Genomic DNA, 15,351 nt, shown 5'->3' with positions numbered 1-15,351 from the left:
CAATGAAAGGGAGGAAGGTATAAAGGCCTTACGGTGTGAGCCTCTTCCTGTCCCTCGGGAACAGGATAACCTCCCTGATGTTCGGGAGGTCAAGCATCTGCTTTATCAGCCTCTCAGCTCCAAGGCCGAAGCCGCCGTGCGGGGGCATTCCGTAGCGGAAGGCCTTGAGGTAGAACTCGAAGCTCTCTGGATTGAGCCCCTTCTCCTTAATCTGCTCGACGAGGACATCAACGCGGTGCTCCCTCTGGCCACCGGAGGTTATCTCAACTCCCCGGTATTCCAAATCGAAGGCCCTGCAGATTTCTGGCTTATCGTCGTATTTCATTATATAGAAAGGCTTGGCCTCGCTCGGATACTTATAGAGGAAGTAGAGCGGAGCGTTCTCGTTCTCCATCATGTACTTCCCGAGGAGCCTCTCGCCTTCGGTGTCTATGTCCTCGCCCCACGGGATTTCCTTCCCAAGGTCGGCGAGAATCTCAAGGGCCTTATCGTAGCTCAGCCTCGGGAAGGGCAGTTTCGGCTCCTCCAGCTCGAAGTTGAGGGTTTCGAGTTCCTTCGCGTTGTGCTCGCGGACGTAATTGATAGTATGAGCCACGAGCCTCTCAAGGAGCTCCATTACCTCCTCCTCGCTCTCGATGAAGGCCATCTCTGCATCAACGCTCCACGCCTCGTTGAGGTGCCTCGTTGTGTTGTGCTCCTCCGCCCTGAAAATCGGCGCTATCTCGTAAACCCTGTCAAGGCCCGAAGCCATCATAATCTGCTTGTAGAGCTGAGGGCTCTGAGCTAAAAAGGCGTCCTTCTCGAAGTACTTCATTGGGAAGAGTTCCGTTCCGCCCTCGGTCGCCGTCGCAATAATCTTGGGCGTGTGAATCTCGATGAAGCCGTTCTCGTGGAAGAAATCCCTGACCGCCTTGAAGACGCTCGAGCGTATCTTGAAAATCGCCATTACCTCGGGCCTTCTGACGTCCATGAAGCGGTTGTCCAGGCGGGTGTCGAGCTCGGCCTTGACCTTCCCGGTCGGGTCAAGGGGTAGAGGTGTCCCCGCCCTGCTGAGGACCTCAAGCTTCTCCGGGAGAATCTCAAAGCCGAGCTTCGCCTTGGGCGTGAAGTTAACAGTTCCCTCGACCGCGACGACGTCTTCGCTGTTGAGCTTCGGAATGAGCTTGAATATCTCGGGGTCAACCTTCTTCTTCGGGGCGGTAATCTGAACTATTCCCTCCCTGTCCCTGAGCCAGAGGAACTTGATTCCGCCCAAATCCTTGACTTCCCACACCCAGCCAGCCACTTTAACGCGCTGGCCGTTGAGTTCCTCGGTTATCTCGCTCGAGTAGTGCGTCCTGTACATGGCCATCCCCAGAAGGAGTAGGGGCGAGCTTTTAAAGGTATTCGATGCACGGGGGAGAAACGAAGAAACCGAAGAGGGGTCAGACAAACGAAATTTTGACCTCCTTCCCGACTATCTGGCTCAGGACGCTCTCGAGTATCTCGGGCTTCTCCGGGAGCTTCTTCCTGTCCCTACCGAAGACGAGAACCTTGTAGTAGGTCTCCCCTCCGGGCCTGTAAACGACGTTGACGCCGAAGACACCGGCCGGATAGAGCAGGTCGGAGGCGAGCTTCTTGAGCTCATCGGTTGATTCCGCCTTCATGCCCTCGATAACCCTAACGCGCTTTCCAAGCTCCCTTATGAGGGTCTTTATGTTCTTCCCGCCCTTGCCGATGGTTATCGGGACGTCTCCCTCACCGACAACGATAACGATGAGGTCTCCAGCCTCGACGGCCTTCTTGAACTCGATGTCAACGTCGCCGAGGAGCTTGTAGAGTAAGCGTGCAACCTTAACGTCCAGCTCAGAAATTATACCCTCCTGGAGCTTTTTCTCGTCAGCGGGGCAGAGAATGTCGTCGGTCTTGAGACAAACCTCACAGATTGGCGCCTTCACGTTCTCACCTCCTTAGAATGACCTTGATGGGCTAACCCTTAATTCAGGAAGCCCTTTAAAAAGGTTATTATGTGGCCCGAAAGGGGAAGAACTCAAAGCTCGCCCTCGATTTCCCGCCGAATTCTCTCGATGAACTCAACGGTAAAGCGGTGCCTGTCCTCGGCGATGCGCTTCGCGGTTTCGGTGTACATCAAGTCCTTGAGCTTGAGGATTTTCTCCTCGAAGTGCCTGAGGGAGGCCTCTATGTCCCTTCCGTGCTCGCCAGAGTACATGAAAACGCGCGCGATTCCTATGGCCCCTATCGCGTCGAGCTTGTCCGCGTCGCTGAGTATCTTCGCCTCGAGCGTTCTCGGCTCCGGACCCCTCGAAAAGCGGTGGGCCTCTATTGCGTGAGCCACCGCCTCTGCCTTCTTCTCCGGATAACCAAGGCTCAATAGGAAGCGCTTCGCGATTTTCGCGCCCTCTACCGCGTGGTCTTCAACTTTGCCGGCGTCCTCAAGGGGCCTCGCTATGTCATGGAGGAGCGAGGCGAGGGCGAGGACTTCGAGGTCCGCCCCTTCCTCCCTGCCTATGTGCATGCAGAGGTTGAAGACCCTCTCCACGTGGCTGAATCCGTGCGTTCCCTCCCTCTCAAAGAAACCCCTCGCGAACTCGCGCGTCCTCTCTATGAGCGCCCGCGTCCTGGCGTCGGGTATGAACTCCTCAAGCTTCATAGCGCATCGGTTGGAGAAAAAGGAAGGGGTTTAAAAGGATAACCCGGACTCAATGACCCTCTTTAGCTGGAAAGACTCAACGACGTCAAGGAAGGAAGTTGAGTGCTCAACGACTTCACTTCCCTCGGGGAGTCTAGCGGTTCCCGAGAAGAAGCGGTATGTACCGTTTTTGATTACGTGGCCGAATTCCCTGAGGAGCGATAGAACAGCCTCGTCGCCGAGCAGGTTCTCCCCAGTTAAATGAGCCTTAAGTGTCATGCCGTTTTCAACGACCAAGCGCCACTCTCTGTCTCCAGCGCGAACCTGAAGCCAACCGCTGAAGGAGCGGTAAAGCTTTAGCAGGCCCTCAACGTTATCGCCGCTGATGCTCGCGAAGGGAAACGAACTCACGCGGAGTGTCGGTCTTTCGGAGAGTATCTCCCTGGATGATGCCGCATAGAGTTCGTAGGCCCTTACTAACCCTCCCGCCAACGCATTTTCTATGTCTTCCACTGCGGCCTCTCCCTCCCTGGCGTAGCCCTGGAGCACTGACTCCACGAACGCTCCAACAACCTCCCCAGAGCTAACGAAAAGAAACGCCCTCCTAAGGTCCCCTCCCTCGCGCCAAGAAAAGAGAACGTAGCCGTCCCCGAGGCTTTTAATGACCTCGGGAAGGCTTTCATTAGTTTCTATCCGTATCAGTTTGCCCCCAAACATCCGCTTTCACCGGCTAAAGCATTGAGGCGACCTTCTGGGCGTTCCTCTTGAGGTAAATCCTGACGAGACCGAGGTTGACCTTCGGGTCTGTGAGAACCGTCAGGACCGCGTTTTCACCCGCCTCGACGGTAATGATTTTGCCCTTCGGCGATTCGAGCGTGACCATGTCAACGGCTTCCTCGTGGAAGACCTCATTGGACACGTTGAGTGCAGTACCGTAGATGGTCGCGACCATCGCGGCGACGCTCTCAACGTCTATCGTCCTGTCGCTCGCCTGACCCTCGATGAGGAGACCGTCCTTGCTCACTATGGCAACTCCCTTGACGCCATCAACCCTGAGAAGGTCTGCAATAACGTTCTCAAACATTCACATCACCCCAGAATCAGCATATCAACTTCAACGTGCTTGTCCGAAACGCGAATTTCCTTAATCAGGACGTTCTTTCCGCTGAACTTCTTGATGGCGACGGCTATGGCGTTGGCCATCGGGTAGAGCATGGGCTTCATGCCCTTCTTCTCGAGTAGCTGAAGGGCGTACAGGTCCATGGGATTGTCGAGCTTCAAGGTGACGTTGTTTCCGTTCACGATGATTTCACCCCTCTCGGCAAACCCGAGGGTGTTTATCATAACCTCTGTGAAGCGGTTGAGGAGCTCCTGGGGGTCATCGCTTCCCTCAAAGTTTAGTCCGTACTCCTCCATCATTGTATTCAAAAGCTCCTCACCAACAGAGTTTCCAAGTCCCTTGGCTCCAGCCCCGAGGACTTTGTATATTCCGTAGAGAATCAGGTTGTTTATTTTAGTCGCCATTTCCTCAGACCTCTCATTAACCCTCTCCACGACCTTCGCCTCCGTCATGGGTGACACCCCTCGAAGGGGCAGGTCAGCAACACGATGTCACGACGCGATATAATATTTGCCGCCTATTATTTGGAAAAGATTTCGCATTAGTTATATAAACCTGCCAAATTAGTAGCACACAACGACCTATGAAGCTCAAACCAGAGGACGTTGAAAGGATACTGAAGCTTCGAGAGGATGGAATGAAGCTCGATGAAATCGCGGCGGTGCTGGGCGTGTCGCGAAGGCGCGTACTCCAGGTTCTTAAAACGAAACAGATTAAAACTCCAGGCAGGAAAAAGAAAGAACTTCCATCAGAAATAGTAAACCTCATAGTCGATTTAAAGGAGCGGGGGCATACCATAGAGGAAATCCACAACCACCTCTTGAAGACGGGGGTTAAAATATCTCGGTACAAGGTTTGGAGCGTCATCAGGGAGCACAGAACAAAGCAAATCTCGGGAGAAATCCTTCAAACGCTTCTTGAGTGGGACGCGGTCGTTGGGATTCTAGTTCTCCACATCACGCTGAAGGAACAGCGCAACAGACTCCTCCTCATGGTTGATGTCAAAAACTGCAAAATACTTCTGTGGAAGCTTGCAGAGTCACTCAGGCTCAAACCCATCATAGACACAATCGATGGAGTTTTAGAGTGCCTGAAGGGAAAGCGAACCCTCATTCTTCTCTCAAGAACGCCTCCGCTCGTTCCAACCAGAGGCAAAGACAACAAATTGACGAGGCACCTAAAGAACCTTGGAGTCGAATACCAGTGGATAACCTCAGAGGAGCTAATTCGAATTCAAAAACGGCTTTCGAGGAGGATTTCAAAAGAAATCTCCCATGAGAATCCGTATGAATGGTTCAAAACGCGGGGAGTTGAACTCGTCGAGACCTCGTGTTCATCATATATGAAACGCATTGGGATGGAGGTTGGTAAAGATGGGCCTGCTTGATAGGCTTAGGAAACTTCTGAGACCGGAGAGCCAAGAGTTTTTGGACTTTAAAGATATGCTCCTCAGAAAGTTCGAAATAAGCGGCTTCCTTCTCGCAACTACCGAGGGCCTGCCCATAGGCGGGACGCTTGAATCCCCCGAGGAGCTCTCCGCAAAGCTGCCCGAGCTCAAGAAGGGACTGGCGGAGATAGAGCCCTCCAACGACTACCTTGTGATAACCCCAAGCGCGGTTTACTGCATCCTGCAGGTCACGAGCGACGTGATGATGCTGACAAAGGGCACAAGAGTCCTCACCTGGGAGGAAATTGAAGAACTGAAACTGGCCACAAGGGAGGAGCTCAAACTTTAGAGAGATTGAACTCGACAATCCCGTTCAGAAACTTAACGAAAGCAACGTGAACCTCGATTGGAATCCCGTCGACGCTCACTTCCCTTTTCTTGCTGACGCCGTCAATGAGGCCACTCTCAACGAGGAGCCTGACGACGAAGGCCTCCTCCCAGCCGGAGAGAAGGTTCTTCCCGAGCTCCAGAGAGGCCTGGGCTATCAGACCATAGGCCCCCCAGTTAGAGACAGCAGAGAGGATAAGCTCATCGGTCTCGATTGTAGAGGCTATATTCTCCCCGTGCGGGACGTAGCGAACCACCAAATCCCGAACCTTCCCCATACCAATCTCGTTGCCCCCGTCGCCGATTCCAATCGTCGGGATTCCATGTTCTTTAGCCTCCTCCGCGACCCAGTCAAAGGTTTCTCCAACGACCGGAAGGCCGGACATGGAGTAGTGGTTGCCGTCCTGAGCCTTTCCGGGCGTCTCGACGAAGATTACGAGGTCGTAGCTTGAGACGTCTGGTTCCCCTGCAAAGCGCAGGGAAAGGGCCTTCTGGAAGGGAATCATCGCGTTGATGACCTCTTCCTGAGCGAGAATCTCAGCTTCCCCGCCGAGCTCCCTGACGGCACGGTACAGCGCCAGCGCCCCCGGTGGACCGTCGGTTTCCGGAACGTTCATTGGAGGAATTGGAAAGCCGGTAACGATTAGCACTTTTCCATAATTATCTAAAAACAGCTTTGCAGAATTATGTAAAAAATTAAAGTCCCTCCTCCTGTAGTCGAGATAGAGCCTTCCGACGCCCCTGCCACCGACGTCGGTGTTTATCAGGTGGGCAATCATTCTTCCACCTCGTAAACTATTATCTTGACCTTCCTGCCCTTGACAGCCTCCTTAAGCTTCCACCAGAGCTCCGTTGGCTCCTCACTCCTGTGGACGAGTTTATCTCCGGGCCTTATCTCAACCTCTTTCTCCGAGTAGCGGACGAAAACACCCTCCGCCTCGAACACCTTCATACCCATCACCCCAGTATCTTCCTAAGCTCGTGGAGGGTTCTAATCTCGTAATCGGCCATGTGATAGCCGTCCGAGCCGTCGCGGTTAATCCAGACGGCCCTCATTCCAACGTGCTTGGCCCCGTAAACGTCCTGGCTGAGGGAGTCGCCAACGTAGAGAGCCTCGCCGGGCTCAACACCGAGCCTTTCAAGGGCGTGGAGAAAAATCTTCGGCTCGGGCTTTATTGCCTTCACGTCCTCCCGCGTCACGATTACGTCGAAGTATTTATCGAGCCCGGTAAGTTCGAGCTTGAGCCTCTGGTACTCGGGCCCGCTCGTGACGACTCCTAAGCGGTATCCACTCTCCCTCAGCCACTCCAGCGTTGGTGTAACGTCAGGGTAAACGTGGAGCTTGTGGGGATACCTTCTCAGGAGCTCTTCGTAGTTGAGGTCAACGTTGAAGAGCCGGAAGAAGAAGTTCCAGTCGTGCCAGTCGTAGGTGTCCCTCCTTGCCATAATCTCGTTGAGGAACCGCTCCCTCGCTTCCTCCTTGGTGACCCCGAGCCTCTTCGCGAGCTCATCGTAGACCCAGGGGAGGAAGAGCTGAATAAGTGGCATTTCCGTGAGCAGGGTTCCATCAACGTCAAAGAGAACCGCCTTCATCCTCCCACCCCTTCACGAGCAACGCGAGTATCTCGACACCCTTAACGTTCTCATCGGTCACGATGCCCCATATTATATCCTTCTCGGCGAGGATTTCCTGGAAACGCGACAGTATCTCGTGGGCCCCCTTCAGTGGGAAGTCGTTCCCGACGAGGATTCCTATCAGACCCCTCTCCCATATTCCCCAGTGCCAGCTGAAATCAACCCTATCGAGAAGGCGCATTATGCCGACGTTGCCCCCGCGAATCATGTTGAACAGGTCGGCGTAGTCTATGTTGACCAGCATCTGGTTTTCGAGGTAGTAGTAGAGCCTCGAAAAGAGCTCGGCTATCGAAACCGATGCCCGCTCGAAGGCAACCCCCAAAGGCACGTCCTCGCTCAGGAAGTCCCAGAGGGAGTCGTAGAAGACGGTCTCGAAGTTATCAGCCCAAACTGGCTTCTCGTGGATGAGTTCCCTTCTCGGCGTGAGGACGTAGGCGAGCTTTATCGCGTCCGAGGGGCTGTGTTCGAGGATAAGGTCAACCAGTTCGAGGTTTATCTCCTTGTCCTCGAAGAGAAGCCACAGAAAGGTGTCCTCGGGCAGGTGCGAGAAGAAGTCCCTGATTCTCTCCGCGTAGCGCCCCGGGCGCAGAAGGTAGTGGCCGGGGTTGATTGTCACCCTAACCACGCCGTCGGCGCTTATCCTGTCGACTATCCTGGCTCCAGCGTTGCCGATTCCAACAAAAAGATGAGTGAAAGAGCGCATCGCAACCCTCACTCAAGGGTCGCGTGCTTCTTCTTCATATCCTTTTCGGTCTTCTGGAAGGTCGCCATGAGAAGGGCTATGATACCGTCAAGGAACACCATCGTCGAGTCCTCGAATAGGGTTCCCATCGGGGCGACCCACTTGTACTTGGTGAGCATCTGGCGCGCTATGTAGTCGGTCGGGATGTCTGTCTTTGCCCTTCCCGGAATCTCGACGACGACGTCTGCCAGCTTTCCGAGGGTCGAGTTAGCGTAGGAGGTTATGGCAACGACCTTTCCGCCCTCCTTCTTGGCTATCTTTGCAGCATCGACTATGCTCGTAGTCTCACCGGAACCGCTGATGGCTATGAGCAGGTCGCCCTGCTCGAAGGCGGGCGTTATGGTTTCACCGACGACGTAGACGTTGAAGTCGAGGTGCATTAGTCTCATAGCGAAGGCCTTTCCGACGAGCCCGCTCCTTCCTGCCCCGTAGATGAATATCTTGTTGGCCCCAATCATGGCATCAACGAAGCCGCGAACCTGCTCGAGCTTGAGGCTGTCGGCAACGTTCCCTATGTGCTCAACGATGTCCTTCATGGCCTTCCTGATGGTCTGCATGTACTCGCCCCAGAAGAGGTCGATTATCTGCCTCGTGACCTTCTCCGGGTCCTTGGCCTTGGTTATGGCGCTTCCGACGATGATTATCGTCGCGCCGAGCTCTATGACCTTCGGAATCGTTTCAAGGTTCAGACCGCCGGCGACCGCGACGGGAACCTTAACGGCCTTGACGACCTCCTCAAGGTCCTGCAGGGGGCTCTTGCCCTGGGCCTGCTCGTCTATACCCGTGTGGACGAGTATGTAGTGAACGCCCATCTTTTCGAGCTCTTTGGCGCGCTTGACCTTATCCTTGACGCCGATTAGGTCAACCATAACCCTAATTCCGTACCTTCTCGCGACGTCAACGGCGTCCTTTATGGTCTTGTCGTCCGCGACACCGAGAATAGAAACGACGTCCGCTCCGTGCCTCGCGGCCATCTCGACTTCCAAAGCTCCGGTGTCCATCGTCTTGAGGTCGGCGACAATCTTCCTGTCCGGGAAGCGTCTCTTGAGAAGCTCAACGGCACGCATGCCTTCCTTCTTGATGAGTGGCGTCCCGACTTCAAGCCAGTGAGCGCCACCGCGAGCGGCCTTCTCAGCTATAGAGATGGCCTGCTCGATGTCGGTCAAATCAAGGGCGACCTGGAGTATCATGGCGAGACCTCCGAAAGGTTTTCGATTTATGGTTTCGGGGCGACTTTTTAAAGTTTGGCTTTGAAAATTTACAAAAAAATGCCGAAAATTTTCGTCAAGGTTTAAAAAAGAAGCCCCTAATCCTTTTCGGTGGGTTGAATGGTCACCTTCATCCCCTTCGGCGAGAGACCCAACAGGGAAGGCGTGCTCTACGCGCTCCAGCTTTTGAAGAGGAACAAGCTGATTGACGACTACGTCATCGTCGAAGCCAGCAGGGTCGAACTGCTCGCGGACAGGGTTCCCCAGGACAGGGCTTACATAATCGGTGAGCACCTCGCCACCTACGGTATAATAGAGAAGCTCCAGCCCAAATCTTTAATCAGCGTTGACGCCCACACCGATTTAATGCACGACTACCTCGACCACGGCTCATGGCTGGCTTACGCCCTCGAGCGAAGGCTAATCGAGAGGGCCGCTGTGATGGCCCCGGTTCTCATGATTCCAACGACCGAGCGAACCCAGCTCTGGACGAGGCGCGTCAAGGTCTTCCCGGCAACGCTAAGGAGCAGGAAAGTTCGCGGAAAGTGGAGGGCCTACAAGAACTTCCAGACGAACTCGGTCGAGGAGATAATAGGCGAAGCGAAGAAGTACCTCGGCGAGGAAATCTACCTGACCGTCGATATGGACGTTCTGAGGCCCGAGTACAGGATAGCCCGCTTCCAGCACGGGGAGCTGACGCTCGAGGAACTCCTTGAAATCCTTGAGGCAATAAAGGAGAACTTCAAAATAATCGCCTTCGACATAGCTGAGATTTCCGACAGGCTTAGACGCTCAAGGCTCGGAAAGAAGGCCTTCTTCGAGGTCTTTCAGCTCCTGATGGGGTGATGCCATGTCGATTAGCGACGAGGAGATACGGAAGATAATCATGCCCCTGATGCTGTCCGGCGCGAAGATGCTCGACAGACACTGCCCCAAGTGTGGCTCCCCCCTCTTCGAGAAGGACGGCAGAGTTTTTTGTCCGGTCTGTGAGCACAGGAAGAAGCAGATGGCGAGCGAGATGAAAGGGGTTGAGGAGAGGCTCATGGAGAAGCTCACCGAGCTGGCGAACTCAATGCCCGACGACATCGAGGAGCTTGAGAAACACTTAAGGGTTATGGAGCTGATAATCAACCTGTTGGAAAGGTACAAGGCTCTGGAGGGAGGGGAATGAAGAACGTGAAGGTCCTTAAGGCCCTCGAAAACGGCCCGAAGACGGTTGAGGAGATAGCCGAAGAGACCGGCATCAAGCCGATGGAGGTAAGGCGCTACCTGCTCCGCTTCGCCGAGAGCGGAAAGGTCGAGAGCTACCAGAAGGACGGCAAGCTCTACTGGAAGCTGAAGGAGAGAGACGAGCTCGAAGAGGAGTTCAAGTACGTCTAACCTCTTTTTTCATATTCGGATTTCATATTCAGAATCCAAAAACGATAAGCGGAAACAAAAAGAAAGGGGAATCAGACCTTCTTGGCCTTCTCCCAGTACTCGTTGAACTTGGCCTCGAAGAGGGCCTTAATCCTGAAGTCCTTAATCCAGACCTGGGTCTCGTAGTTGAAGTAGCGCGCGGCCATGTCCTCGAGGGCGAAGAAGACCTCGTCGTCGCAGATGAGCATCGGGAGGTCGAACTTGTCGAGGACCCTGAGCTCGAGCTTGCCCTTCTTGGCGTAGTCAAGAATCTTCGAGCCCTCAATCCTCTTGAGTACGGGCTCGGTGACGATTATCTTGGCCTTGGCGCCGTTGTCGATGGCCTTGAGGAGGTCGCTCTCGAGGTTGATGGCTATGTAGCCGTCGTCGGCGAGGAGAATCTGCTCCTTAACGTCCTCAAACATCTCCCTGGTCTTGAGGGTCGCGTTTCTGATTCCCCTGACAACCCAAACGCGCTCGACACCGTACTTCGGAATCTCGGTCTCGATGAGGGGCTTCATGAGCTGAAGGAGCTCCTCCTTCGCCTGCTTCTTGGCCTCAAGCTCCTCCTTGACGCGCTCCTGCCACTCCTCGATGAACTTCTCGAGGATGTTCTCCGGGTGAACGGGCCTGTACTTGTTGACCTTGCCCGGCTGGCTAATGGCAAAGCCCTTCTTCTCGAGGCTCCTGAGGACGTCGTAGGTCCTCGGCGCGGGAACCTCGGAGACGCTGGCGAGCTCGGCAGGGGTGAGAACGCCGAAGCCGACGAGGGCGACGTACGCCCTAGCCTCGTAGAGGTTCAACTCGAAGTGCTCCTGAAGGAGTTCCACCATCCTGTCCTTAACCATCTTTACCACCACCACATTTTCTATTCATATTTTCGAAGGAATCCATTATAAACTTTTTCCAAACACTGGGAGTGTTGCATACAAACACACTCAGATTGCAACTAGTGACTCCCCGAGATAAAACCCGGGTTGCATAGACATGCAAAGGCATTACTCAAAGAGGGATTTTAAGGTTTTTGGTTTTACCCTCAAATAAAACAACAACCGTAAACCAAAGTTTCACTACCCGATTATAAATGGGGGCTGAGATGACCAAAAATAGTTACCTAAAGTACGGAGGGATAAACATCCCCGTTTACCCCTCCCCGTAAACGTATCGCCTAATCTCGACGTAAAGGTCGTTCAGCACCTTCATGTAATCCGCCTTTCCTTCCTCGATTAGGTCCATGAGCTTCTCAAGCTCCCTCGTGCGCTCCTCGCTCACCAGCTCACGGTACTTGCTGACGAGGTAGTGGTAGACCTTTATGCCCTTCTCCGTCGGAACGAGCTTCTTCCTGCCCCTCGTCTCGACAACGTAGCCACGTCGTATGAGGGTCTCAACGATTTTCGCGTACGTTGAAGGCCTTCCAATACCGCGCTCCTTCATCAGGGCTATTATGTCGCCCTGCGTGTAGAGGGAAACCTTCGGCGCCTTCCACTTCTTGGACTCAACCACTTTGAGCTTCGCGCCCTGCTCAAGCTTCGGCAACTGCCTCATGGGCGGGTTTCTGAGTTTCGTCCAGCCGTCCTTGATGATTTCGACGTAACCCTCGAGCTCGACCTTTCCAACGCCCGCGTTTATCACCGCCCTCTCGTGGAGAACGACCGCAGGAACCATCTGGCTCGTCATGAAGCGCCTGAATATCATGTCGTAGAGCCTGTAGTGGTTGCGCGTGAGGTTCCTCGGGAGCTGGATTACGCCGTCGCGAATGAGTTGCATCAACCTGCCCGTGTCGATGGGCCTCGTCGGCCTTATGGCCTCGTGCGTGCCCTCTTCACCCCAGGGTCTCGGCTTGAAGTACTCCTCGCCGAGCTCGCTCGTTATGTACTCTTTGGCAACCTCTATTCCCGCGTTGCTCACGTGGGTTGAATCGGTTCTGTGGTAGGTGATGAGACCCATTTCGAAGAGGTCCTGGGCCAAGCGCATCGTCTCCGGGGCCGAAAGCTTGAGGAACGTCGAGGCATCGCGGAGCATTGCGTCGGTCGTGTACGGCGGGGCGGGGTTGAGTTCCCTCTCCTCAAGCTGGACATCCTCCACCGTAACGTACTCCGGTGGCTCGACGTCCTTGCCGTCCTTTCCAAGCTCAACCGTTACCTGAAGGCCGTTCTCAAGCGTTAAGCCGAGGAAGTAGACCTCGCTCTCGCTGAACTCCTTATACCTCTCGATAATCCAGCCGAGAACGGGCGTCTGAACCCTGCCAGCGGAGAGGTTCCTGTTCTCGAAGACCCTCTGGAGCTCACCGCTCAGCTCGAAGCCTATCCACCTGTCCTCTATGCGCCTGACAATCTGGGCCTCGACGCGGTTCTCGTTCACGTCCCTGGCTTCCTCTATTGCCTTCAGTATGGCCGGCCTCGTGACCTCGTGGAATTCCGTCCTCTTGATGTTCGGCGTGTAGGGGCTTAGAATGTTCCTTATGTCCCAGGCTATCTTCTCACCCTCCGTATCGGGGTCGGTCGCAATGAGTATCTCGTCGACCTCCTGGGCAATCTCGCGCATCGCGATGACGTTCTCAAGGGCGTCGCGGACGTTCGTTGAGCCACAGCGCGGGCAGATGCCTTTCTTCTCCCAGTCCACGAACTGGTAGCCACAGTCACGGCACCGCTTTATGGTGTCGTAGACGGGAATAAACCTGAGCATGTCCTTCTCGCGCTCGATTAGGACGCCGTGGTAGCCCTCGTCGGTGACGAGGTCGAACATGTGCCCCCCGCTCGCGAGAATCGTAAGCTGTCTGTTGCCTATGCTCACCTCGTAGGCAACCAAATCACCGATGCGCCTCTTGCTCGGCCTGCCGAAGAAGTTGGCTATCGTCCTGGCCTTGTTGGGGCTCTCCACAATCATGAGGGCCGATTTGACGAGGTCTTTGACCTTCGAGCTTATCTTGCCCTCCATTACGAGCCTTACCTTCTCCCTGTCCTCGTCTATCTCCTTCAGGAGTTTCTCAAGGTCGAGCTCCTCGAAGGGCACCATCTTGAACTCTGTGAAGCGCCAGCGCATCTGCCTGACAAGGCCGTTGAAGACCTTCTCGTTGTCCACTATTAGGACGCTGAGTCCCTTCGTTATTCCGCCCGCGAAGAGCCTGCTCGTCCTCCCAGTTGCCTGGATGTATGTCCTAACATCTGGAATCTCGATGAACCACTTGCCTTCTTCCTTCACGAGGCTGACGAAGGGGTCTTCCGCGAGCCTCTTGAGGACGTCCTCCTTCTTCAGGACCTCGCGCAGGAACTCAACCAGCTCGCGGAATACGTTGAGAACCGTCTTGTGGAAGTCGTTCTCGATGGGAAGGCCCTCCGCCAAGGCTTCCTCAATCTTTAGGAGCTCGAACTGCGGGATGTTTCTAATCAGCCTTCTGAGCCTCGCGTGGAGCTTCTCTGCAGTTTTCCTGTCCTCATCGTCAAGGAAGTCCATGACCTCGCCCAGCAGACCGAGGGCGCGGTATATGGTGGGCCTCTCAAGGTCTATGCTAAAGCGGAACTTGGGAACACCCGTGAAGACCGCGTAGCGGATGAGGTGGGGCAAATCCAGACCCCTGACTATCGAGCCGTAGTAGGTTGCGACGCCGACCAAATAATCGGCCTCGCCGTTCTCAAACCTCTCAACGGCCTTCTTGTTCTTCGAGCTCGCGAGCTCAACCGCAAAACCTCTTTCCCTGAGGTAGTTCACGAGCTCCTCGGCGTAACCCAGCCCCTGGTCAATGGGAACGAATATCAGGCCGCCCTTCCCGAGTTTCCTGAGGAGCTCCTCCACGTGCTCCTTAACGTCTTTGCTCGGCTTCAGGTAGCTGTCCACGACGTTCCTCAGCGCGCTCCTTCCGGAACCGACTTCGAAGCCGAGCAGTTCGCGGTAGAGCTTTATCCTGTCGCCCCTTGCCGAACCGGTTGCCGAGGCGATAATCATGATTCCAATGTCGTTCTTCCTCTTGAACTCCTCAATCTCGCGCTGGAGCTTCTCTATGGCCTCGTTGAGCTCCTTCAGCCTCTCATCCCTGTCTTCGGCTCTACCGTTCAGGTATTTACTCATCTGCTTCTTGAGCCTTATGATTTCCCACGCCTTGCCAATGATTTCCTCGGTGAAGCCTAAGAGGAGGAGAGAGCGGTCTATGTTCTTGCTCGCCTTGAGGAAGGCATCAACGTCGTCAACGAAGATGAAGTCGAAGTGCCTGCCCTTCAGCTTCTCGTCGAAGTTTCTGGCTAACCACTGGGCGCTCGTTATGAGTATATCGTAGTCCCCGCTTTCAATTTTGACGAGCATCTCTTCCTTTTCCTTCTTCCTGAGGTTGCCGTGGTAGTAGGCGAGGTTAACGCTGAGCCCCGTCCTCTCGATTATCGCCTGAACCTTTCTTATGGTCTGGATTACCAGGGGCGTCGTGGGGACGACTATGTAGCTCTTCTTGCCCTTCGTGGCGTAGTAGACGGACATGAACGCTCCAAAGGTGCTCTTGCCCATTCCGGTTGGAGCGATTATTGAGAAGCTCCTTCCCTTGAGGAGCCTTTTGACCCACGTCCTCTGGGCGCTCCAGAACCTAAAGCCAGTGGCCTCCTCGAAGAACTTCTCAACGTCCCTGAGCCCCTTTTCGAGGGAGTAGATTTCCTCCCAGGCCTTGAGCTTCTTTCTCTCCTTGAGCGCCTCTCTCACGGCCTTCACGAGCTCAAAGTAGTCCTCAGCGGTGACGGGATTATCGAGACACTCATCACAGGGGTTCTTCATCACGAGCCTTTCGTCGGAGATTCTACCCGAGCAGTTTGGGCAGGCCTCCCTGTAAATCGCCTTCATATTCCCACCCTCTAAGTTGGTGTTTCG

The 15,351-nt window shown here is 54.7% G+C and carries 18 protein-coding genes; 5 read left to right on the top strand and 13 right to left on the bottom strand.

Features of this window, described 5'->3' with window-relative positions; all coding sequences use genetic code 11:
* Positions 1–28: 28 nt before the first annotated feature.
* The 6 genes from aspS to BD01_RS01115 all read right to left on the bottom strand — a co-directional run bounded on the left by aspS (position 29) and on the right by BD01_RS01115 (position 4,201).
* Positions 29–1,345, bottom strand: coding sequence for an aspartate--tRNA(Asn) ligase (aspS, locus tag BD01_RS01140; protein ID WP_042689069.1), 1,317 nt, complete (start codon positions 1,343–1,345; stop codon positions 29–31).
* Positions 1,346–1,424: 79 nt separating this feature from the next.
* Entirely contained in the window at positions 1,425–1,937 is a 513-nt protein-coding gene (locus BD01_RS01135; RefSeq protein ID WP_042689068.1) for a KH domain-containing protein, read from the bottom strand.
* A gap of 92 nt (positions 1,938–2,029) precedes the next feature.
* The gene (locus tag BD01_RS01130) at positions 2,030–2,650 is read right to left on the bottom strand and encodes an HD domain-containing protein (RefSeq protein WP_042689067.1); all 621 of its coding nucleotides are present in this window, start codon (positions 2,648–2,650) and stop codon (positions 2,030–2,032) included.
* A gap of 30 nt (positions 2,651–2,680) precedes the next feature.
* Positions 2,681–3,346 carry a DUF2226 domain-containing protein gene (locus BD01_RS01125; protein WP_042689063.1) on the bottom strand — a complete coding sequence of 222 codons (666 nt, stop codon included), beginning with the start codon at positions 3,344–3,346 and terminating at the stop codon, positions 2,681–2,683.
* A gap of 13 nt (positions 3,347–3,359) precedes the next feature.
* Positions 3,360–3,713, bottom strand: a complete 354-nt coding sequence (locus tag BD01_RS01120; protein WP_015859493.1) for a roadblock/LC7 domain-containing protein — start codon at positions 3,711–3,713, stop codon at positions 3,360–3,362.
* Between the two features lie 5 nt (positions 3,714–3,718).
* Positions 3,719–4,201, bottom strand: a complete 483-nt coding sequence (locus tag BD01_RS01115; protein ID WP_042689060.1) for a hypothetical protein — start codon at positions 4,199–4,201, stop codon at positions 3,719–3,721.
* 131 nt (positions 4,202–4,332) lie between these two features.
* Between BD01_RS01115 and BD01_RS01110 the strand changes: the two genes are divergently transcribed.
* Positions 4,333–5,136, top strand: a complete 804-nt coding sequence (locus tag BD01_RS01110) for a hypothetical protein (RefSeq protein ID WP_042689058.1) — start codon at positions 4,333–4,335, stop codon at positions 5,134–5,136.
* Complete coding sequence (locus tag BD01_RS01105) at positions 5,123–5,485, top strand: hypothetical protein (RefSeq protein WP_042689056.1); 363 nt, start codon at positions 5,123–5,125, stop codon at positions 5,483–5,485. The genes BD01_RS01110 and BD01_RS01105 overlap by 14 nt, the downstream gene beginning before the upstream one ends.
* On the opposite strand, the gene BD01_RS01100 is transcribed toward BD01_RS01105, so the two are convergent.
* From BD01_RS01100 to hxlAB, 5 genes are read right to left on the bottom strand one after another with little or no spacing between them, the layout of a single operon-like run.
* Complete coding sequence (locus BD01_RS01100) at positions 5,475–6,302, bottom strand: DUF4392 domain-containing protein (RefSeq protein ID WP_042689053.1); 828 nt, start codon at positions 6,300–6,302, stop codon at positions 5,475–5,477. The genes BD01_RS01105 and BD01_RS01100 overlap by 11 nt on opposite strands.
* On the bottom strand, positions 6,299–6,481 hold the full coding sequence (locus tag BD01_RS01095) for a hypothetical protein (RefSeq protein WP_042689052.1): 183 nt from the start codon (positions 6,479–6,481) through the stop codon (positions 6,299–6,301). Before BD01_RS01095 ends, BD01_RS01100 begins: the two co-directional genes overlap by 4 nt.
* A complete protein-coding gene (locus BD01_RS01090; RefSeq protein ID WP_042689049.1) occupies positions 6,481–7,116 on the bottom strand; it encodes a TIGR02253 family HAD-type hydrolase in 636 nt (211 codons plus the stop codon). The genes BD01_RS01095 and BD01_RS01090 overlap by 1 nt, the downstream gene beginning before the upstream one ends.
* A complete protein-coding gene (locus BD01_RS01085; protein ID WP_042689047.1) occupies positions 7,097–7,861 on the bottom strand; it encodes a hypothetical protein in 765 nt (254 codons plus the stop codon). The genes BD01_RS01090 and BD01_RS01085 overlap by 20 nt, the downstream gene beginning before the upstream one ends.
* An 8-nt stretch (positions 7,862–7,869) precedes the next feature.
* Complete coding sequence (gene hxlAB / locus BD01_RS01080; protein ID WP_042689044.1) at positions 7,870–9,090, bottom strand: bifunctional 3-hexulose-6-phosphate synthase/6-phospho-3-hexuloisomerase; 1,221 nt, start codon at positions 9,088–9,090, stop codon at positions 7,870–7,872.
* A 138-nt stretch (positions 9,091–9,228) separates the two neighbouring features.
* On the opposite strand from hxlAB, the gene BD01_RS01075 reads away from it, so the two are divergent.
* Genes BD01_RS01075 through BD01_RS01065 form a run of 3 tightly spaced genes read left to right on the top strand, consistent with a single transcriptional unit; the run spans position 9,229 to position 10,488 of the window.
* Positions 9,229–9,954, top strand: a complete 726-nt coding sequence (locus BD01_RS01075; protein ID WP_042689041.1) for an arginase family protein — start codon at positions 9,229–9,231, stop codon at positions 9,952–9,954.
* Positions 9,955–9,958: 4 nt separating this feature from the next.
* Complete coding sequence (locus tag BD01_RS01070) at positions 9,959–10,279, top strand: Sjogren's syndrome/scleroderma autoantigen 1 family protein (RefSeq protein ID WP_042689038.1); 321 nt, start codon at positions 9,959–9,961, stop codon at positions 10,277–10,279.
* On the top strand, positions 10,276–10,488 hold the full coding sequence (locus BD01_RS01065) for an ArsR family transcriptional regulator (RefSeq protein WP_042689035.1): 213 nt from the start codon (positions 10,276–10,278) through the stop codon (positions 10,486–10,488). Before BD01_RS01070 ends, BD01_RS01065 begins: the two co-directional genes overlap by 4 nt.
* Positions 10,489–10,559: 71 nt before the next feature.
* On the opposite strand, the gene trmBL2 is transcribed toward BD01_RS01065, so the two are convergent.
* Both trmBL2 and rgy read right to left on the bottom strand, forming a co-directional pair.
* Positions 10,560–11,354: an HTH-type transcriptional regulator TrmBL2 gene (gene trmBL2, locus BD01_RS01060; RefSeq protein ID WP_042689033.1), complete on the bottom strand. Its 795-nt coding sequence runs from the start codon at positions 11,352–11,354 to the stop codon at positions 10,560–10,562.
* Positions 11,355–11,649: 295 nt separating this feature from the next.
* Entirely contained in the window at positions 11,650–15,324 is a 3,675-nt protein-coding gene (gene rgy, locus BD01_RS01055) for a reverse gyrase (protein WP_042689032.1), read from the bottom strand.
* Positions 15,325–15,351: the final 27 nt, after the last annotated feature.

The organism is Thermococcus nautili, assembly GCF_000585495.1.
In the GTDB taxonomy this organism is placed as follows: domain Archaea; phylum Methanobacteriota_B; class Thermococci; order Thermococcales; family Thermococcaceae; genus Thermococcus; species Thermococcus nautili.
Note: the sequence above shows the minus strand (reverse complement) of the source record. Positions and strands in the feature narration are given on the sequence as shown.